Below are 18,242 nucleotides of genomic sequence, written 5' to 3' on the forward strand. Positions count from 1 at the left end.
TTCATCATTATTCTTCAATATAGTTTTTTAGTTTTCGTCCAACTTTAGGATGTTTCAATTTCTTTATTGCACTTGATTCAATTTGACGAACACGTTCACGGGTTACACTGAGTTCTTTTCCAATCTCTTCAAGTGTTCTGTCACTCTCATCATCCATGATTCCGAAACGGAGTTTGATAACGGCTTTTTCTCTTTCGTTTAACTGTTCAAGAACCTGTTCAATCTGAATTCTCAAATCATCTTTGAGTATTGCATCAGAAGGAGAAAGAGATGTTTTGTCTTCTATAAAGTCTCCAAAACGACCGTCGTCTTCGCTGCCGATAGGAGCTTCAAGAGAGATAGGCTCTTTGGTGATTTTAATGACATTTTTGACTTTTTCAACCGACAGACCGACTTCCTGTGCGATTGTATCAACATCCGGCTCTTTTCCGTTTTCCTGCAGGTGTTTACGCATAATTTTATTGATACGGTTGATCGTTTCAATCATATGAATAGGAATACGGATTGTTCTGGCCTGGTCGGCAATAGCACGCGAAATTGCCTGACGAATCCACCATGTTGCGTAGGTTGAAAATTTGTATCCTTTTTGATATTCAAATTTGTCAACTGCTTTCATAAGACCGATATTTCCTTCCTGGATAAGATCAAGGAAAGGCAAACCGCGGTTGGTATAGCGCTTGGCAATGGAAACGACAAGGCGCAGGTTTGATTTTGCCATTTTTGTTTTGGAAATTTCCGAGATATTTTTACCGCGTTTGATCTGCTCTAAAATATCAGCAAGTTTTTCCGGTTCCATATCAAAGCTGTTTTTGGAAGCCTCTTTTGTCTGTACCAGCTTTTTAATTTCCATATAGGTTGAAACCATTGTCGCTTCAGGAACCATATTGGCAATATCTTCTTTCGTCAGATCCTGAATCTTTTCCACTAAAATTTTATGATTTGCTTTTAATGTGGCATTAAAAAGAGGCAGTTTGTACTCTAGGCGTTTGAGTTCTTTATCATACCCTTCATCACTTTTGAGTGTTGTTTCCATCGCTTTTACCAATTCGTTTATAAGTTTTGAAGTAGGTCCGAGGTCAAGAAGTTTCTCTTTGAGTACAGATTTTTTGTATGTTACAGTCAAGTAGTAGTGTACAATTTCTTCTGTAAGCTCTCCGTCAAGATTTTCAGGTGCTTTTTCTGTGGCTTTTACCCAGTCTTTTTTCGCTTTTTCCAAAGCTTTGAAACTTGTAGATACTTTTTCAACTCTGCTTTTGTCTTTGACAGAGAGTGTTTTTTCTGCCGAGTCATCCTCTGTATCATCATCTCCGTCATCTTTTTCATCTTCAAAACTTTTAAAGAGTTCTTTGACACGTCTTTCCCGGTTGATAAGAGGTTCTTTGTAGTCCAGAATGAAATCTATCAAATAGGGAACAGAACATATGGCATCTATAATGATGCTTTCTCCGGCTTCTATTTTTTTAGAAATTTCAATCTCTTCTTCTTTTGTCAGAAGTGGAATTTGTCCCATTTCACGAAGATACATACGAACAGGAGAATCTGAGCGGGACCATTCAAGAAGTTCATGCTCTTTTAAAATATCAAATTTGTCTGTTTCATTGTCTTCGAGCATTTTTCGCTGGGCGCTTCTGCGTGCCTCTGCTTCTTGATCATTTAATTTTTTAGCATGTTCGCTGGATGTATAAATGCATTTTTTGTGTTTTTGGAGAAGTTTATAAATATTTTTTGCCTGAGCAGCTGTAGGCTGTTTGTCAAAAAATTCGATTAAAGATTCATAAGTGACACAATCTTTGGACTTGTGCTCTTCAAAAAAGGTCTCTAAAGCTTTGTTGAGTTCTTTTGCTGTCATATGGGAGGGTGCTCCAATTGAGTTAAGGTTTTTAAAAGGTGGATTATACCGAAATATTCTTAACAGATGCTTTTTTCTGAATAAAATTTTGTTGGAACGGACATTGCTTATTACATGTAAACTAATACAGGGGCAATAAATGCAAACAGGCTATTACAGTTCTGCTGCCGGGATGGTAACGCAGTTTAACAGACTTGATACCATTGCAAATAATTTGGCAAATGTGAATACAAACGGTTTTAAAGAAGATCAGCTTATTGTCGGTGATTTTATGCGACTGTATAAAGAGGCTAGAGATGAGCTTCCAAACAGTGACAACTCCAAAGAGAGTGCAGCTTTTTTAAACAGAACAATGACACGGGCACCACAGATAGTAGACTCTTATACCGACTATTCTGTTGGAAATATGCAAAAAAGTTCAAATTCTTTGGATTTTGCACTTTCTCGAGAGGGATTGTTTTTTGCAGTAAAAACACCCGAGGGCATACGCCTTACCCGTGATGGCGCTTTTACCCTGAATGATGAAGGAAAGCTCGTTACCAAACAGGGGTATGAGGTGCTTCCAAGTGATTATCAAAAGTCAAAAGAGGGAATCAGTTTTGCGACAATGGACAGTGTTATAGAAGTAGACAAAAACGGACAGATTTTTACCAATGTTCCAAACAGTCTCTCTCTGGTGGAAAATAAAAAATTATTCATTGCCCAGCCTGAAAATATCAAAGATCTTATCAAAGAGGGTGACAATCTTTATAAACTCCCAGATACAGACTCTTTAACAAGTATTGAACAAAGTGGTGCAGTCAGACAGGGTTTTGTGGAAAAAAGCAATGTAAATGCAGTAAAAATGATGACACAGCTTATTGAAACGAACAGACTCGTAGGAATGTATCAAAAGGTAATGGATGCGCAAATGAATGATATGAACAGAGACGCAATAGAAAAACTTGCGAAAAAAGCTTAAATAAAGGAATAATACTACTATGATGCAATCACTCTATACTGCCTCAACAGGAATGTTGGGGATGCAGACACAAATTGATACGACGGCCAATAATATTGCCAATGTGAATACTATAGGATTTAAGAAATCCCGTGCAGAATTTGCTGACTTGATGTATCATGTGATGGAATATGCGGGAACTTCAACCAGTGATACAACCAAAAGTCCTACCGGAATTGAGGTTGGTTTAGGTGTCCGTCCTACGGCAATAAATAAAATATTCTCCGAAGGATCTTTAAAGCAGACAGATAATAATCTGGATTTGGCTATTACAGGCAGAGGCTTTTTTAAAATGGAACTGCCTGACGGGACACAGGTTTATTCTAAAAACGGCTCTTTCAAAATAGATCAAAACGGAACGATTGTCAACAGTGACGGATACACATTGGTACCACAGATTGTTATTCCGCCTGATGCGACAAATATTAACATCGGTACCGACGGAACAGTGACAGTAATTCAGCCTGGACAGACACAGGCAACGCAGATAGGACAGATTCAAACAACAAATTTTATAAATCCGGCCGGTTTGCATGCCATGGGTGATAACCTCTATCTTGAAACAGACAGTTCGGGACAACCGGTTGAAGGGATTCCCGGTGTTGATGGACTAGGGACACTGAGACAGGGGTTTGTGGAACTCAGTAATGTTGAACTGGTAGTTGAACTGACAGATTTGATTACCGGGCAACGTGCCTATGATGCAAACTCAAAAATCATTACCACCAGTGATGAAATGCTTCAAACTACAAACAATCTTAAACGATAACAGACCTGTGTAACTGCATTGATATTTGTTAATATTAATGCAGTTCTTTTGTAAAATTATTTTTTAATTAACTTCATATAACATTTTAGATATAATCGCAAAATTATAATTAGTTAACAATAGGATTTTAGATGCAAAAAGCAAACATAAATGGAAAAGTTTGGAAATTTGGAAAAGATATAGATACCGATTTGATTATTGCTGCAAGATATTTAAATACTTCAGTACCCGAAGAACTCGCAAAACATGTAATGGAAGATGCTGATCCTGAGTTTATCAATAAAATGTCTCCCGGAGATGTTATCGTCGCAGGCGAAAATTTTGGATGCGGAAGCTCTCGTGAACATGCACCGATTGCCTTAAAAGCCGCCGGTGTTGCTGCCATCATTGCACCTACATTTGCCAGAATCTTTTACAGAAATGCATTTAATATGGGACTGCCTATATTTGAACTCAAAGAAGCAGATGAGATTCAAGAGGGTGATGCAATCAGTATTGATATGAATGCAGGCACAATCACAAACCAAAGTACAGATAAAACATATAAATTTACTCCGATCCCTGGCTTTATGCAGGAGCTGATAGACGCAGGCGGTTTAATGAACTTTGCAAAAAATGAACTAGAAGGAAAAAAATAGATGAAATCATACAAAATAGCACTGATAAAAGGTGATGGAATTGGTCCTGAAATTATTGACGAGGCTGTAAAAGTTTTGGATGCAGTTGCATCATACAGTGGATTTATTCTGAAATATGAAGATTTGTTAATGGGCGGATGCGCGTATGATATTACAGGTGATCCGCTTCCTCAAGAGACAATTTCTGGAGCATTGAATTCCGATGCTGTTCTTTTTGGTGCTATCGGCGGTGAAAAGTGGGATAATCTTCCTCGCGAAAAACGCCCAGAAAGCGGTCTGCTCCGTTTTAGAAAAGAACTTGGAGTATATGCCAATTTGCGTCCGGCAGTTGTATATGATGAACTTGTCAATGCTTCTTCATTAAAGCCGGAAGTCGTCCGCGGTGTTGACTTAATGGTGGTTCGCGAACTTATCGGCGGTATCTATTTTGGTGAGCCAAAAGGACGCGATGCAACCAAAGGCTGGAACACTATGGTCTATACACGTGATGAAATCGTGCGTATTGCCCATCAGGCATTTAAAATTGCAATGACTCGCTCCAAGCGTGTATGTTCCATCGACAAAGCAAATGTTTTGGATGTGTCTCAACTGTGGAGAGAAACCGTTGAAGAAGTAGCAAAAGAGTATCCGGAAGTAGAACTTTCTCACATGTATGTGGATAATGCCGCTATGCAGCTTATCCGTGATCCAAAACAGTTTGATGTCATGCTTACAGGAAATATTTTTGGTGACATATTAAGTGATGAGGCAAGTATGCTCTCGGGTTCTATCGGACTGCTGCCATCCGCTTCCATCGGTGCTAAAATCGGTGTATATGAACCTATTCACGGTTCGGCACCTGATATTGCAGGACAGGGGATTGCAAATCCTATAGCAACTATTTCTTCTGCATCCATGATGCTTCGATATGCACTCAATGAAGAAGAGGCTGCCAACAAGATTGACAATGCCATCAAAAAAACATTAAGCGAAGGCTACAGAACAGGTGACTTGGCTCAGTTTGATGCAAAAGAAGTCTGCTCAACAAGTGAAATGGGCTCAATTATTGCAAACTACATAGAAAAGTAGGCTGATTTCATATGCAGACTCTGACTTTGGCAAATATTTATGAACTGCAAGGTTTAAAAGAAGAGGCATTGGAAATTTATAAGGAAGTCTTGAAAAAAGACCCAAATAACAGTGATGCCAAAATTGCTATACGAAGACTCTCCGGTATGAGAAAAAAGTTTTTACATGTAAATGTTCAAATGAAAGAGTATTTTTTAAAGATGGATTCCGAAGTTGAGTTCAAAGAGTTTGAAAGGTGGTTATTAAAAGCATGGAACTAAAAGATGTCATATTGTCAACACTGGCTGAAATGGAAGATGAACTGCCGCAAGAGAGTGTAAAAGAAGTGCAACAGGAAACTTTTACTGAAGAAACCGAAGAGCGCCTGCCGCAAAAAGATGATGCACATACATCCATGGAGAGTGAATTAATTTATTTGAACTCCATAAGAGAGCGACTTTTAGTCCTTTTTGAAGGTTTTCAAGCGCCAAACAATGCAAATATTGAAGCCAAAGTAGACATGACACTTAACTTTTTAGAATATACTTTGGCAACAATAGACGCCCGTGTAGAAAAGTTGGAAAAGGGAAATCTGTAGATGAGTCAATATAGAGTTTTAATAGATGCAAATGATGAAAAAGGACTTGTACATAAAGTTTCAAGTATATTTTACAGTTATGATCTGAATATTCTGTCCAACAGTGAGTTTGTTGACAGGGAAAGCAACAAGTTTTTTATGCGCAGTGTAGTTGAGGGGAATGTTGACAATACAGAACTGTTTAAAGCTTTACGCGAAGTATTGCCTGAGCACTCCGGCATAAAAATCGTAAAACCTGAGAAAAAAAACATCATAATAATGGCAACAAAAGAGATTCATGCACTCGGCGATATTCTGATCCGTCATGAAGCGGGTGAACTTGAAGCGAATATTGTAGCGGTTATTTCCAATTATGATAATTTGGAATCATTTGTAAAAAAGTTTGATATTCCTTATATCACGATTTCTCATCAGGGGTTGGAGCGTCAGGCGCATGAAAGTAAAGTTATTGAGGCTGTTCAAAGCTACAAAGAGGTTGATTTTATAGTTCTGGCAAAATATATGCGAATCCTGACACCAAGATTTGTTGAAACATTCGAAAATAAAATTATAAATATACACCATTCGTTTTTACCGGCATTCATAGGTGCAAATCCTTATAAACAAGCCTATGACAGAGGGGTGAAAATCATTGGAGCGACAGCACACTTTGTAAACAACAATCTTGATGAAGGACCTATTATCGCCCAGGAAACAATCCATGTAACACATGCCTACAGCTGGAAAGATATGCAGCGTGCCGGCAGAGATGTTGAAAAAGTAGTACTTTCCAAAGCATTGAAACTGGCTCTTGAAGACAGAATTTTTACCTATGCAAACAGAACGGTAATCTTTTAATGGCATTTAACATAGTACTGGTACATCCGCAAATACCAAACAATACCGGAGCGATAGGCAGACTCTGCGTCAATGCAGGAGCTTCGCTGCACCTAATTAAACCTATAGGTTTTGATATCGATGAAAAAGCTGTTCGTCGGGCAGGTCTTGATTATTGGGATAAACTTGATTTGAAAGTATGGGAAAGTCTTGATGAATTCTTTACATGTAACGATATAGCTGATAATGCCTATTTTGCTACAACAAAAACGGACAAACCCTATTTTGATGCCAAATTCAAAGAAGGTGATTATATCTTTTTTGGTAGCGAAACAAAAGGAATACCAGAAGATCTTTTAAAGAAATATAAAGCGCAAAATATAACTATTCCTATGACAAAAGACGGGCGCAGTCTTAATCTTGCTATCAGTACGGGAATAATTCTTTATGATGCAATCCGTCAAAATTATTCTACTTTTAGCGAGGAGTAAACAATGAACAGTCTGGTTGATACAGTTATGACACTCTTTTTTGTCTTATTTATGGTTTTTATATTTGCCGGCTATCACAAAACAAAATCGCAAGAACGTGAAAAAGACAAAGATCTCAAATCCTAAAATAATTTTTCTGCCCATTTTTCTAAATGATTTTCAAACTTTTCAAACAAACTTTCTGCATTTTTTATAAGTAATGACATTTTTCATCCTTTATATAAATATGTAGTAATATTACAACAATTCAAAAAAAATATAAATAATATTGCAAATTGACAAATATTTTTTGACATTCTTCAATTTTTAGACTATACTATTGCAAATCAATATAAAAAGGGTTCAAAATGAATAGTTTTTTAGATATAGTGGAAGAGATTAAAAGCATTATCTCTGACGAAGTTGCTCCGAAAAAAGTTTTTGACAAAGATGTGGCTGCGGTATTGGGTATTTCACAGATGAATTTTGCAACAATGAAAAAACGTAACAAAATTCCATTTAACGAATTACTGGATTTTTGTGCGAAAAGAAGTATCTCTATAAACTGGCTTTTGTATGGACAGTCTCCTGAAAGTTTGGTTGAAGCAACAAATAAATTTTATATGGTCAAATACTTTTCCGATATCAATGCCAGTGCAGGAGGAGGAAGTGACATAGAGTGTGAAGAGGTAGAAGAGCTTGAAATTCCTGAGCAGTTTGTATTTATGCTCGGTGGAGAAAAAGAGCTGCAAAATATAGAAGCTATTAATGTTTCGGGTGACTCAATGGAACCTACTTTTAGTTATAATGATATTGTATTTATTAACAGAAGCAAGACAGATATCAACCGCGGTGGTATTTTTACCATAAGAACCGAAGCAGGACTTTTCATAAAACGTGTACAAAAGAGAATTGACGGAAAACTTGATATAATCTCTGACAATTCTGTCTATAGTACACAAACACTTGATGCAAATCAGGTTGAAGTTGTTGGCAGGGTTGTCAGCCGGTTTGGTGATGTAGATTAAAGGATTTTTTTGAAGTATCTGTATCTATCTTTAGTACTTGTCCTGATGAGTGGATGTTCGCAAACAACCTCACAGACTGCTTCTCATCAGAAGTTGTCAAAAACAGAATATATAAAAGGTTTAAGCGGGATTTCTCAGGATGTTTCAGAGTATACGCATGCGATAAACAAGGGTTATATTTCGTCATTAGAAAAATTTGCTAAAATGTATTTTCAGCCGTGGAATATTGACAGTATGGATATTCCGTTAGAAAATGCGATGTGGGCATATAAATTATTTGATGCCACAAACAGTTACGGAGAAAATTTACAGCCGCTTGATGATAATTTTTTTAAACAAATAAAAAACAATTCTAATTTTGAAGCCTATTCCAGTGTAAACAAACAGGCAATTAGCCTGAGAAAAGTGAGTATCAGAGCTTTTCCTACCACTAGACCGGTTTTGAGAGACCCGAATAAAGCAGGCGAGGGCTTTCCTTTTGACTACATGCAAAACTCTACCGTTGCCGCAAATAAGCCGCTTTTTGTTTCACACTATTCAAAAGACAGAGAGTGGGTATTTGTCAAATCCAGCTTTGCTTACGGATGGGTACACGCAAGAGACATTGTCTATATGGACAGGAAATGCACAGAGATGTGGCAAAAGGCACAACAGGTATTTGTTTTACAAGACAATGCTCCTTTGTACACACCGGAAAAAGATTTTTTATTTAAATCCACTCTGGGAACAATGTTTCCGCTCATCAGCCAAAATGACAAAGAGTTTTACATTGTAACAATTGCAGAATACATGTTGAAAGAACCGTATTGTGTAAACACCTCAGTCAACAGAAAAATCGGACATAAGGGAATACTGGAATTTAATGCAAAAAACATCAATCTTGTAATGGGAGAACTCTTACATGTAAACTACGGATGGGGTGGCATATACAACCAAAGAGATTGTTCTTCAACGCTGAGAGATTTTTTTGCACCGTTTGGTATCTGGCTTCCAAGAAACTCTTATCAGCAAAGCAGAGTAGGTAAGGTCGTATCTTTAGAAAATATCTCTGATGAGAAAAAAATACAAATGATTCAACAATACGGAGTCCCTTTTGAAACTCTGTTGTACAGAAAAGGGCATATAGCCTTGTATGTTGGAATGAAAAACAACAAGATAATTATTTTTCAAAATCTCTGGGGAATAAAAACACTAAAGCATGGAGTTGAGGGAAGATATATCATTGGTAAAACAGTTTTTAGCACTCTTCAAATGGGAAACAACTTGTCTGACTTTGATGAGAGTGCCTCTTTTTTAAAAAATCTCAAAAGTATGAATATTGTGACCCGTTAATTATGTTTTTATATCCAAAAGCGTTCCCATCATCTCATCTTTGGTTTTTATGGCAGTCACATTGAGAGCAGTTGCATCCTGTGCAATGATTTGATCGGGTATCTCTTTTGCCAGGTCTGTCTGGCTTCTTGGTGAGCCATTGTCATCAACTTGTCTGATTGTTGCACGCACAGAATTTGCATCCTGACTTTCTCATATGGACACACATTTTTTAAGTGTTGATTGCATCATAAACCTTTTGCTGTATCTCATCAAACGATAAAGTATAGAACTTCCCCTTGACATTGAGAGCAAACATATGTTTAATAATATCGCGGAGCAGTTTTTGAGAAAAATTAAATTTTACATTGCCTAATTTCAACCTTCTCTCAAACTCTTTATAGACAGCATACGATACAAACGAAATAAGAACATGCGCCTTTATCCTCTCTTCAATTCTATGATATATAGGTCTTATGCGCAAATCTGTCTTTGATATTCTAAATGCCTTCTCAACATCATATTGATTCTGATAGTGTGCTATAACATCATTGGCTGAGAGTGTAAAATCATTTGTTGCAAACCCTTTAATACCATCAAGTCTCTCATCTTGCATTACTCTGTCTGGATTGAGTTTGTATTTGATATTGCATTTATCATCAATATCCAAATATTTTGCATAGTATGAGAGTTTTAAGTCACTCTTGGTGATATTTTTCTTTGAGAGTTTTGCTTTGATTTTTTCTAATGCTTTTCTCTTGTTCTTTTATCTTTTTTGGCCCGTTTGGTAGAGTAAGAGAGAATAAGCTTTTGTTTGATGTGGAGTATTTGTTTTTTATCATTTTCATCTTTATAGGGTATCTCTTTTTCAATCTCTATTGTATGAATAGTTCCATTATCAAGAAAGGTTAAATTTGCAATACGTTCTTTGAGATTATTGTCAATATTTTTGATCTTATAGGCAAGGATATATTTGTAGCCATTATTTTCTAAAAAAGCTATATTTGCATGTGTAAGCATTCCTCTGTCAGCTACAACGATTGGTTTGTTTTTGAGATGAAATCTTGTTTGGAATTTTTGCAGTATATCAACAAGAGTATGCCCTTCATATTTATTTCCCTCATATAGCTCAAAGCTCAGTGGATGCCCCTCTAAGGTTGTAAACAATCCCAGCAGTATTTGGGGACGGGCAACTTTTCCCTCTTTTGAAAATCCTATGCGTCTTAAGTCATCTTCGCTCTCACTCTCGAAGTATAATGTTGTTACATCATAAAAGGTTACCGTGATAGCACCTTGCATTATTTTTTTGGTATGCTCAAACACGCACTGCTCTATTTGTTGTTTTATCTCCTCTTGGTAGATAGTATCTAGAAAGCGGTAGATTCTGTTTTTATCAATCTTTTCTTTTTTAAAATATTCAAGATAATCTATAAGGTAGAGCTTACTGCCAGGATAGAGTATTCTTGATATAACAAGCGATTTAAAAAGCTGCATCTTTTGAAAATCTAAAGCGATTTTATCGCATCCTAAATATTTGAATATTTTGCCATAAATAAGTTCATCACCTATAGGTGTTACATCTCTGTTTGCCAATGAAATAAACTCTAAATTATTTTGCTTGTCATCATCTTTTATAGTGTCAAAGAGTGTTGGATAGAGTTCTTTGTTTAATTCTTCTAATCGTTTTTGTGCTATCTCAAGATAGATTCTTTTTTCATCATCATTTTTGACACAGGCAATAGTCTCTACTACCTTATATTGCCGATGAGTCCTGTCTATGATTTGAATACTGATAGTTCCACTACTGTTTTTCTTTTGGCGAATATGCAAACTCATAGGCAAATTGTAACAAATTTATGAAGCCCGGACACACACTTTTTAGATTTTAATGGCTTTTAAATCCCTAAAATAAGGGATTCGTGTTTTTAAAAAATTAGATTTTTTATTGAAATGAGAAAGTCAGGAAGAGATTGTTCTTCAACGCTGAGAGATTTTTTTGCACCGTTTGGTATCTGGCTTCCAAGAAACTCTTATCAGCAAAGCAGAGTAGGTAAGGTCGTATCTTTAGAAAATATCTCTGATGAGAAAAAAATACAAATGATTCAACAATACGGAGTCCCTTTTGAAACTCTGTTGTACAGAAAAGGGCATATAGCCTTGTATGTTGGAATGAAAAACAACAAGATAATTATTTTTCAAAATCTCTGGGGAATAAAAACACTAAAGCATGGAGTTGAGGGAAGATATATCATTGGTAAAACAGTTTTTAGCACTCTTCAAATGGGAAACAATTTGTCTGACTTTGATGAGAGTGCCTCTTTTTTAAAAAATCTCAAAAGTATGAATATTGTGACCCGTTAATTATGTTTTTATATCCAAAAGCGTTCCCATCATCTCATCTTTGGTTTTTATGGCAGTCACATTGAGAGCAGTTGCATCCTGTGCAATGATTTGATCGGGTATCTCTTTTGCCAGGTCTGTCTGGCTTCTTGGTGAGCCATTGTCATCAACTTGTCTGATTGTTGCACGCACAGAGTTTGCATCATTTGTAATTCTTGTATCTTTTGGAATAAATCCGTCTGTGTTTACATTTGCAATATTATTTGCACTGACATTTAGTAAAGTCGTATTTGCCTGAATGGATGCAATATTATTTGAGATATTCATAAATGCCTCCTTATATTTCACAATTATAGCATAAAATTTTAATGCATAATAATTGTGAAATGTTTAGTTCCATTTAGTGCAGGTCGGCGTTGAGCTTAATTTCTCTAGTAGATCGCGATGCAGTGATTTCTCCGGTTAAAGAGTTTTGTCTGAAGTGAAGTCCATTGAAAAAAGAGAGTTGTTTTGCTTTGAAAATTTCACCCTCAATGGCTATACCTTTGTTTACTTCTCTGATTTTTTCAAGTTCAGTTGGGTAAATACCTACTTTTGTTCCTTCAAGAATTGCCAAACCGGCATCTATAATACAGCCGTCTCCCAAAGGAATACCACAAACAGAGTTTGCTCCCAAAAGACAGTTTTTGCCGATACTGATTGGGTTTCCGTCTGTTCCTGAAAGTACACCGAGAATTGAAGCACCACCTCCGACATCAGAACCGTCACCAACGATTGCAGAAGAAGAAATACGGCCTTCAACCATACTCACACCGGTTGTTCCGGCATTAAAGTTTATGTATGAAGCTCCCGGCATTACAGTTGTTCCAGCCGCAAGCTGTGCACCGAAACGTACTTTGGAAGTGTCAAGTATACGTGTATTGTCCGCAGGAATGATGTGCTGTAAAAATCTTGGAAATTTATCTACAAAATCAATATGAGGGTACTCATTTGCAAGTTTGAGTTCAATTTCAAACTCCCGCAAATAATCAAGTTCTATCGGCTGTCCGTTAGACCATGCAACATTTGGCAATGCACCGAAGGCACCGTTGAGATTGATTTCACGAAGTCCTACTTTTGCAAGAGAGATTGCATACAGTTTTAGATAGGTCGCTTCTACGCTTTCACAAGGTGCATCTTCAAATATAAAGCATACTTTGAATTCACCCTCAAGACTTCCGTTGTTTACTATTTGAGAATAGAGTGCTGAAACTACTTGAATGTTTTTGTGTGCATCACCGTGTGCTTCGTCAGAATAGGGTGTAAAAGCATTGAGACAATCTTTTAAAAACTGTAAATTTATGTCACATACGACTTCATTTTGTGTAAAATCTACTGTAATTCCTTGATCTGCAAGTGCCTGGATAAAAATCGCGGCACTGCCAAAATTTTCATCCCAGTTGATTATCGGGTAGGTCGCCTGAAGAGATTTGTTTACATTTAACTGTCCCAAGTCTACTCGTGCTATACCAAAGGCCAAAGGATCTTTGTATCCTGTTGTATTTGTTTTAATATTGTTCACCAATGCTTTAAATGCATCTGCTGTTTGAATAACGTCCATTGAATTCTCACTTAATTAATTTGATTTGCAATTATACTTAAAAACTACTAACGAAGTTTAGTATATAATTTAAATAATAAAATAAAAAGAGAATATTTTGAACACTTGGCTTGAACTACTAAAAAACGATGATTATCTTGGTATAAAAAAATATATAAAAAATGGCGGGAAACTTTCCCAAAAGAATGAGGCGGGAGAGTCTGTACTTGCCTGTGCATTACGTGCACAGTGCTCAGATGAGACAATTATGCTGCTTATAAACAACGGGGCAGATATTTTTGACTGCGATGATGAAGGCGTCAGTATTTTTGATATGGCAATCACCTATGACAAAATTGAAATAGTAAAATATCTGATAAAACAGGGTAAAGAAGTAAATGATACGACAAGAAAAAGCGGTTTTACCGCATTGATGGGTGCGGCATGTTACGGGAGAGTTGAAATTGCCAAACTTCTTTTAAAGCATGGTGCTGACAAAAATGTACGGGACTCAAAAGGTTTCAGTGCCGTAGATTTTGCCAGGAAAATGAATAAGAAAAGCATACTCGAACTTTTTGACTATGATGAAACTGCACCTAAAAACAGAGGATATGCAAGGTAGTCTATTCAAAAAACTTTTTTTGTTTCGTGTTGTCCAGAGGTTTTCTTTTCTCTTTGGCAAGCCACTCTTGCAGCAAAGATTCAACAACTTTGCTCAGGCTCATTTTGTAGCGACTACGTGAATATTTCATCGCTTCATCCCATGTGTTTTTGTCAATTAACAAACTTCTTGTCACTTCGTCTTTTGGTTTCAATGGTATCCTTGTTATGATGCTTGCAAAAGTTCTATAAAACTTCTGTAGCTGTCAACGATTTTTTGGTTTTTTGTATTTTGTATATAAAATTCTATGGCTTTTTTGCCGAGTCTGGGGATTTCATTCTTAACAGCCCAGCTGCTGACGGTGCCTTCCGGCACTTCAAGAACTTCGGCGAGTTGTTTTTGTGTAATTTGAAGCTCTTTGCAAATATCTTTGACAACATTTGATTTGTCTTTTTTGATTTTTCTGTTTGCAGGTTTTAATCTTTTTGGTTTTGGTGTTTTTTGCTGTATCTCAGTAACTGTAGTACAATGTGTATCCATCCAGGCAAGAACATTTGAAGCTTCTAAAACCCAGTCGCGGGAATTAAGCTGTTTGACAACATCTTCGCAAAACTCTTTTGCATACATCTGTGCTGTTTCTTTATTGCTGAGTTGATAGAGTATTGCAAAAGCAAGTTGTAAGGCACCTTTGGAGGTGTTTCCCCAGTCAAAACCGTTCTTGGCGTATTGATGTACATCAGTACGACTCGGGAGGTTCAGTTCTTTATATGTTACAAATTTATTGCCCAGTAGAGTCTTATGCCCTTTAAAGACATGGTTATTCATTATTAATGCCATAGTTTTATTTTCTCTTATATTTTAAAAGTGTAATGCTGTTGCTCTTTTTCTTTAAACTCCTCTTTATGAGGTGTTGAAGTCATGCGATAAACAACATATATGAGAGATAAAAGCAATAAAAGTACCAATAACCAAACTAACATGATAAAATTCTTTGATTTATGATATTTTAAATGGTATATGTTTGCGTGTGAGTTCCTCCTGAAACATATCAAAATATTTTTTTACTTCTTCTTTGCTTTCTCCGCTTAAAGAGAGTTCCACATTTGGTTTGTTTTCTATAAAAATTGGCAGGGAAGAAAGTTCAATGTTTTTTGGGAGTTTTTGCATAACATCAATGAGTGTATTTTCACTTGTTTCTGCCAGCAGTGTATATCTGTATTTTTTCTTTGCCTGTGAAAAATATTTTTTTATTATTTCACTGCTCATTGGATGGGACATTGAGGGGAATCCCGGCATAAAAAAGAACCTCCTGTCTAAAGCAAAACCGGACATATTGTTTACCGGATTTGGCAGTAGTTCTGCATTTGGCGGTATCTCCGCCATGTGGATACGATGGGGATATGCCTCGTCACCAAATTTCTTGATAATGTCTTGTTTAAATTTTTCATGTGTTACGGGCATGGAGTTTCTAAAAACTTCTGATGCCACTTCACGTGTCAAATCATCAGGTGTAGAACCGATACCGCCAAAAGAAAACATCACTGCTTCTTTGTCGTCAAGTATCATTTTGTAGGTGCGTTTCATCAGTCCGACATCGTCTTTGATGACAAAAGAGGCAAAAAGTTCCTGTCCGTATTTTGCAAGTTCGTTTTTTAAAAAATCAAAATGCTTGTCAATGCGTCTTCCGTTAAGAATTTCTGTTCCAATTATAACTGCATAAAAGTTCATCATACCACTTTTTACATAATTATAGTATTATTTCATAAATAATCAATAAGGACAGAAAATGTCATATATAGAAAAATTAGAAGAACTGTTGACAAAAAGTGTTATTCCGGATATTACAGAAAGACTCGATGAGATTTTTGAAGAGATAGCCGGAAACAAAGAGGCAACACAGGATGCCAAAGAAGAGATAGAAGAACTCCGTGAATTCAAATCTGACCTCGAAGATGTTGTAGGAGACATTAAAAACGGTGATATGGAAGAGGAAGAGGCAAAAGAGCTTGTAGCGGACATATTGGCTGCACAAGAGTGTGAAGATGAAGAAGATTTTGGATTTAAAGATGAGGAGGAAAATAAATGAGAATAATTCTTTTAGGTGCTCCGGGTGCAGGAAAAGGAACACAGGCGCAGTTTTTAACCAAGAAGTATAACATCCCGCAAATTTCTACAGGCGATATGCTTCGTGCCGCAATCAAAGCGGGAACCGAGATGGGAAAAATGGCAAAAGCAGCTATGGATGCGGGACAGCTCGTAACAGATGACATTATCATCGGGCTTGTCAAGGATAGAATTGCACAGGATGACTGTAAAAATGGCTATCTTTTAGACGGGTTTCCTCGTACACTGCCGCAGGCCGATGCCCTAACCAATGCAGGAATTGAAATAGATGCCGTGATAGAAATAGATGTACCGGATGAAGAGATAGTCAAACGCATGTCAGGAAGACGCGCGCATTTGGCAAGCGGGAGAACCTATCATATTGTTTACAATCCGCCAAAAGTAGAAGGCAAGGATGATGAAACGGGTGAAGATTTGGTGCAGCGTGATGATGACAAAGAAGAAGTAGTACAGGACAGACTGAAAGTCTACCATGAGCAGACAGAGCCGCTCATAGACTACTACAAAGAACAATCTGCAAAAAATCCAAATATCAAATATATCAGAGTCGACGGCACTGCCGACATTGCAGATGTTGAAAAAGCGATTGTCTCAGAACTCGGTGACTAATCACCTACTATGATTCGGGTCGATAGACCCGAATATTTTCACAGCCTTTGGCATCACGCAAATACTGTGCGTGGAGCTGGCTCATTATGCCTTTGTCACAGTACAGAAGATACTCTTTGTCCTTCGGAAGCTTGTCAAATTCTGTTTTTAGTTTGTGAAAAGGTATTTTAACAGTGTTACATGTAAGTGCTATGCACTCTTCTTCGGGACGAATATCTATAACCGTAAAATCACCACTTTGTATATCATTTATGACTTCGACAGGAGCCAGGTTAGTAATGTCATCCACTATTTCATCAATACTTAAATGCTGTGCATTTTTTACTGCTGTATCAAGTACATCATAGTTGAATTTTTTTGCTACTTTCTCCATACGTTTATGCGAACCGTGCGTGATTGGGTTTTGAGAAATAACACCACAATATTCAGGCATACTTTCGGCAAAATGACGAGTGCCGATTTCATTGGCTATGTTCATGATGTCAGGTTTGTTCATTGTTGCCAAAGGACGCAAAATGAGCTTGTTGCTGACTTCGTCTATGAGTGCAAGATTACGAAGTGTCTGGCTTGAAACTTGGGCAACACTCTCTCCTGTTACAAGGGCATCTATCTCCATCTCATTGGCAACTTTTTCAGCGGCTTGAAGCATAAGCCGTTTGAGCATTACACCCATATAAGTCGGTGGTGTTGCTCTGAAAATTTCTGTAAGCACATCATCAAAGGCAACGGAGACAAATTTGACTTTGTGTGAAGATCCAAATTTGTTCCAAAGATACAAAGCAACCTGTTTTACACCGATTTCATGTGCCATACCGCCAAGATTAAAGAAAATAAAATGCGTTTTTATTCCTCTCTTCATTGTAAGGTACGAAGCCACAGTAGAATCAAACCCGCCAGACATCAGTGAGAGTATATCCCCCTGCGTTCCGATGGGAAAACCGCTGAGCCCTTTGTATTTTGCAGAAATAAAATTAAGCTGGTTTTGAATAAGTTCCATCTGTACAATCACATCAGGATTTTTCAACGAAACATTTTTTGCTTTTGAGTTTGCTAAAAGGTGTCCACCGACAGTTCTTTCTATATCAATAGAGCTGAAATCATGTTTGCCTGTACGCTTGACTCTCACCACAAAGGTTTTATCAGTAAGAGAATCAGCCACCAGTTCACGAATTTTTGTTTTAATTTTGTCAATAGTGTCCATGTCGTCAAACTGCAGCACTTCAAGTATCTGCTCAATTCCCGGAGTATCTAAAAGTCTTTGTCTGACTTCAGGTAAGATATCTTCAGGGGTTAAAACTTCAATTTTATCGGAAAATTTTTTTACTTTTATATTGGTATCAATACGCTGTAGAATTGTGAGCAGGTTATTATAAAGCTGACCGACCATCTGGCGTTTTGCAGAGGGTCCTTTGATCATAATTTCAGGAAAAAGTTTTAAAATGAATTTTTGCACCGTGGGGGCC

General features: G+C 37.0%; 24 protein-coding genes and 1 pseudogene. 15 read left to right on the top strand and 10 right to left on the bottom strand.

Annotated elements, in window-relative coordinates; translation table 11 throughout:
- Nucleotides 1-7: 7 nt before the first annotated feature.
- Complete coding sequence (gene rpoD / locus LCX93_RS05965) at nt 8-1,849, bottom strand: RNA polymerase sigma factor RpoD (RefSeq protein WP_226069333.1); 1,842 nt, start codon at nt 1,847-1,849, stop codon at nt 8-10.
- Nucleotides 1,850-1,988: 139 nt separating this feature from the next.
- Here rpoD and LCX93_RS05970 point away from each other — a divergent pair, with 139 nt between their 5' ends.
- The 11 genes from LCX93_RS05970 to LCX93_RS06015 all read left to right on the top strand — a co-directional run bounded on the left by LCX93_RS05970 (nt 1,989) and on the right by LCX93_RS06015 (nt 9,547).
- The gene (locus LCX93_RS05970) at nt 1,989-2,810 is read left to right on the top strand and encodes a flagellar hook-basal body protein (protein WP_226069334.1); all 822 of its coding nucleotides are present in this window, start codon (nt 1,989-1,991) and stop codon (nt 2,808-2,810) included.
- A 19-nt stretch (nt 2,811-2,829) separates the two neighbouring features.
- A complete protein-coding gene (gene flgG, locus LCX93_RS05975) occupies nt 2,830-3,618 on the top strand; it encodes a flagellar basal-body rod protein FlgG (protein WP_193151808.1) in 789 nt (262 codons plus the stop codon).
- A gap of 131 nt (nt 3,619-3,749) precedes the next feature.
- Nucleotides 3,750-4,256 carry a 3-isopropylmalate dehydratase small subunit gene (locus LCX93_RS05980; protein WP_226069335.1) on the top strand — a complete coding sequence of 169 codons (507 nt, stop codon included), beginning with the start codon at nt 3,750-3,752 and terminating at the stop codon, nt 4,254-4,256.
- On the top strand, nt 4,257-5,324 hold the full coding sequence (gene leuB, locus LCX93_RS05985; protein ID WP_226069336.1) for a 3-isopropylmalate dehydrogenase: 1,068 nt from the start codon (nt 4,257-4,259) through the stop codon (nt 5,322-5,324).
- 11 nt (nt 5,325-5,335) lie between these two features.
- Entirely contained in the window at nt 5,336-5,584 is a 249-nt protein-coding gene (locus LCX93_RS05990) for a tetratricopeptide repeat protein (protein WP_151900368.1), read from the top strand.
- Nucleotides 5,575-5,901, top strand: coding sequence for a CiaD-like domain-containing protein (locus LCX93_RS05995; RefSeq protein WP_226069337.1), 327 nt, complete (start codon nt 5,575-5,577; stop codon nt 5,899-5,901). Before LCX93_RS05990 ends, LCX93_RS05995 begins: the two co-directional genes overlap by 10 nt.
- On the top strand, nt 5,902-6,738 hold the full coding sequence (purU, locus tag LCX93_RS06000; RefSeq protein WP_226069338.1) for a formyltetrahydrofolate deformylase: 837 nt from the start codon (nt 5,902-5,904) through the stop codon (nt 6,736-6,738).
- Nucleotides 6,738-7,208 carry a tRNA (cytidine(34)-2'-O)-methyltransferase gene (locus LCX93_RS06005; RefSeq protein ID WP_226069339.1) on the top strand — a complete coding sequence of 157 codons (471 nt, stop codon included), beginning with the start codon at nt 6,738-6,740 and terminating at the stop codon, nt 7,206-7,208. The genes purU and LCX93_RS06005 overlap by 1 nt, the downstream gene beginning before the upstream one ends.
- A 3-nt stretch (nt 7,209-7,211) precedes the next feature.
- The gene (locus LCX93_RS12585) at nt 7,212-7,334 is read left to right on the top strand and encodes a hypothetical protein (protein WP_255613322.1); all 123 of its coding nucleotides are present in this window, start codon (nt 7,212-7,214) and stop codon (nt 7,332-7,334) included.
- A 221-nt stretch (nt 7,335-7,555) separates the two neighbouring features.
- Nucleotides 7,556-8,215, top strand: a complete 660-nt coding sequence (locus LCX93_RS06010) for a LexA family transcriptional regulator (protein WP_193151814.1) — start codon at nt 7,556-7,558, stop codon at nt 8,213-8,215.
- 9 nt (nt 8,216-8,224) lie between these two features.
- Nucleotides 8,225-9,547 carry an SH3 domain-containing protein gene (locus LCX93_RS06015; protein WP_226069340.1) on the top strand — a complete coding sequence of 441 codons (1,323 nt, stop codon included), beginning with the start codon at nt 8,225-8,227 and terminating at the stop codon, nt 9,545-9,547.
- On the opposite strand, the gene LCX93_RS06020 is transcribed toward LCX93_RS06015, so the two are convergent.
- Together LCX93_RS06020 and LCX93_RS06030 are read right to left on the bottom strand one after the other, a co-directional pair.
- Nucleotides 9,548-9,718, bottom strand: a complete 171-nt coding sequence (locus LCX93_RS06020; RefSeq protein WP_226069341.1) for a flagellar basal body rod C-terminal domain-containing protein — start codon at nt 9,716-9,718, stop codon at nt 9,548-9,550.
- A 40-nt stretch (nt 9,719-9,758) separates the two neighbouring features.
- Nucleotides 9,759-11,356: pseudogene (locus LCX93_RS06030) on the bottom strand (IS1634 family transposase).
- 120 nt (nt 11,357-11,476) lie between these two features.
- Between LCX93_RS06030 and LCX93_RS06035 the strand changes: the two are divergent.
- Nucleotides 11,477-11,887, top strand: coding sequence for an NlpC/P60 family protein (locus LCX93_RS06035; RefSeq protein ID WP_226069344.1), 411 nt, complete (start codon nt 11,477-11,479; stop codon nt 11,885-11,887).
- Here the strand turns inward: LCX93_RS06035 and LCX93_RS06040 are convergent, their stop codons facing one another.
- Nucleotides 11,888-12,193, bottom strand: a complete 306-nt coding sequence (locus LCX93_RS06040; RefSeq protein ID WP_226069345.1) for a flagellar basal body rod C-terminal domain-containing protein — start codon at nt 12,191-12,193, stop codon at nt 11,888-11,890.
- Nucleotides 12,194-12,266: 73 nt separating this feature from the next.
- The gene (locus tag LCX93_RS06045) at nt 12,267-13,466 is read right to left on the bottom strand and encodes a tetrahydrodipicolinate N-succinyltransferase N-terminal domain-containing protein (RefSeq protein ID WP_226069346.1); all 1,200 of its coding nucleotides are present in this window, start codon (nt 13,464-13,466) and stop codon (nt 12,267-12,269) included.
- Between the two features lie 97 nt (nt 13,467-13,563).
- Between LCX93_RS06045 and LCX93_RS06050 the strand changes: the two genes are divergently transcribed.
- Complete coding sequence (locus tag LCX93_RS06050) at nt 13,564-14,067, top strand: ankyrin repeat domain-containing protein (RefSeq protein WP_226069347.1); 504 nt, start codon at nt 13,564-13,566, stop codon at nt 14,065-14,067.
- 1 nt (nt 14,068) lies between these two features.
- On the opposite strand, the gene LCX93_RS06055 is transcribed toward LCX93_RS06050, so the two are convergent.
- From LCX93_RS06055 to LCX93_RS06065, 4 genes are read right to left on the bottom strand one after another with little or no spacing between them, the layout of a single operon-like run.
- A complete protein-coding gene (locus LCX93_RS06055) occupies nt 14,069-14,260 on the bottom strand; it encodes a hypothetical protein (RefSeq protein ID WP_151900358.1) in 192 nt (63 codons plus the stop codon).
- An 11-nt stretch (nt 14,261-14,271) separates the two neighbouring features.
- Nucleotides 14,272-14,883 (bottom strand): DUF6166 domain-containing protein, encoded by a 612-nt coding sequence (locus tag LCX93_RS06060; RefSeq protein ID WP_226069348.1) that lies wholly within the window; start codon nt 14,881-14,883, stop codon nt 14,272-14,274.
- 14 nt (nt 14,884-14,897) lie between these two features.
- Nucleotides 14,898-15,026 (bottom strand): hypothetical protein, encoded by a 129-nt coding sequence (locus LCX93_RS12590; RefSeq protein WP_255613324.1) that lies wholly within the window; start codon nt 15,024-15,026, stop codon nt 14,898-14,900.
- A 16-nt stretch (nt 15,027-15,042) separates the two neighbouring features.
- Nucleotides 15,043-15,774 (bottom strand): competence/damage-inducible protein A, encoded by a 732-nt coding sequence (locus LCX93_RS06065; protein ID WP_226069349.1) that lies wholly within the window; start codon nt 15,772-15,774, stop codon nt 15,043-15,045.
- A 58-nt stretch (nt 15,775-15,832) separates the two neighbouring features.
- On the opposite strand from LCX93_RS06065, the gene LCX93_RS06070 reads away from it, so the two are divergent.
- Complete coding sequence (locus LCX93_RS06070; RefSeq protein ID WP_226069350.1) at nt 15,833-16,132, top strand: hypothetical protein; 300 nt, start codon at nt 15,833-15,835, stop codon at nt 16,130-16,132.
- Nucleotides 16,129-16,779, top strand: a complete 651-nt coding sequence (gene adk / locus LCX93_RS06075) for an adenylate kinase (RefSeq protein ID WP_226069351.1) — start codon at nt 16,129-16,131, stop codon at nt 16,777-16,779. The genes LCX93_RS06070 and adk overlap by 4 nt, the downstream gene beginning before the upstream one ends.
- Before the next feature lie 7 nt (nt 16,780-16,786).
- Here adk and thiI read toward each other — a convergent pair whose 3' ends face one another.
- On the bottom strand, nt 16,787-18,232 hold the full coding sequence (thiI, locus tag LCX93_RS06080; RefSeq protein WP_226069352.1) for a tRNA uracil 4-sulfurtransferase ThiI: 1,446 nt from the start codon (nt 18,230-18,232) through the stop codon (nt 16,787-16,789).
- Nucleotides 18,233-18,242: the final 10 nt, after the last annotated feature.

The sequence above is a fragment of the Sulfurimonas sp. SWIR-19 genome (assembly GCF_020410885.1).
In the GTDB taxonomy this organism is placed as follows: Bacteria; Campylobacterota; Campylobacteria; order Campylobacterales; family Sulfurimonadaceae; genus Sulfurimonas; species Sulfurimonas sediminis.

Coding starts and splice junctions, on each gene's coding strand:
- rpoD (WP_226069333.1), bottom strand. CDS start 1,849: ATGACAGCAAAAGAACTCAACAAAGCTTTAGAGACCTTTTTTGAAGAG.
- purU (WP_226069338.1), top strand. CDS start 5,902: ATGAGTCAATATAGAGTTTTAATAGATGCAAATGATGAAAAAGGACTT.
- LCX93_RS06070 (WP_226069350.1), top strand. CDS start 15,833: ATGTCATATATAGAAAAATTAGAAGAACTGTTGACAAAAAGTGTTATT.
- leuB (WP_226069336.1), top strand. CDS start 4,257: ATGAAATCATACAAAATAGCACTGATAAAAGGTGATGGAATTGGTCCT.
- adk (WP_226069351.1), top strand. CDS start 16,129: ATGAGAATAATTCTTTTAGGTGCTCCGGGTGCAGGAAAAGGAACACAG.
- LCX93_RS06010 (WP_193151814.1), top strand. CDS start 7,556: ATGAATAGTTTTTTAGATATAGTGGAAGAGATTAAAAGCATTATCTCT.
- flgG (WP_193151808.1), top strand. CDS start 2,830: ATGATGCAATCACTCTATACTGCCTCAACAGGAATGTTGGGGATGCAG.
- LCX93_RS12590 (WP_255613324.1), bottom strand. CDS start 15,026: ATGTTAGTTTGGTTATTGGTACTTTTATTGCTTTTATCTCTCATATAT.
- LCX93_RS06040 (WP_226069345.1), bottom strand. CDS start 12,193: ATGAATATCTCAAATAATATTGCATCCATTCAGGCAAATACGACTTTA.
- LCX93_RS05980 (WP_226069335.1), top strand. CDS start 3,750: ATGCAAAAAGCAAACATAAATGGAAAAGTTTGGAAATTTGGAAAAGAT.
- LCX93_RS06005 (WP_226069339.1), top strand. CDS start 6,738: ATGGCATTTAACATAGTACTGGTACATCCGCAAATACCAAACAATACC.
- LCX93_RS06065 (WP_226069349.1), bottom strand. CDS start 15,774: ATGAACTTTTATGCAGTTATAATTGGAACAGAAATTCTTAACGGAAGA.
- LCX93_RS06060 (WP_226069348.1), bottom strand. CDS start 14,883: ATGGCATTAATAATGAATAACCATGTCTTTAAAGGGCATAAGACTCTA.
- LCX93_RS05990 (WP_151900368.1), top strand. CDS start 5,336: ATGCAGACTCTGACTTTGGCAAATATTTATGAACTGCAAGGTTTAAAA.
- LCX93_RS06035 (WP_226069344.1), top strand. CDS start 11,477: ATGAGAAAGTCAGGAAGAGATTGTTCTTCAACGCTGAGAGATTTTTTT.
- LCX93_RS05995 (WP_226069337.1), top strand. CDS start 5,575: ATGGAACTAAAAGATGTCATATTGTCAACACTGGCTGAAATGGAAGAT.
- LCX93_RS06045 (WP_226069346.1), bottom strand. CDS start 13,466: ATGGACGTTATTCAAACAGCAGATGCATTTAAAGCATTGGTGAACAAT.
- LCX93_RS05970 (WP_226069334.1), top strand. CDS start 1,989: ATGCAAACAGGCTATTACAGTTCTGCTGCCGGGATGGTAACGCAGTTT.
- LCX93_RS12585 (WP_255613322.1), top strand. CDS start 7,212: ATGAACAGTCTGGTTGATACAGTTATGACACTCTTTTTTGTCTTATTT.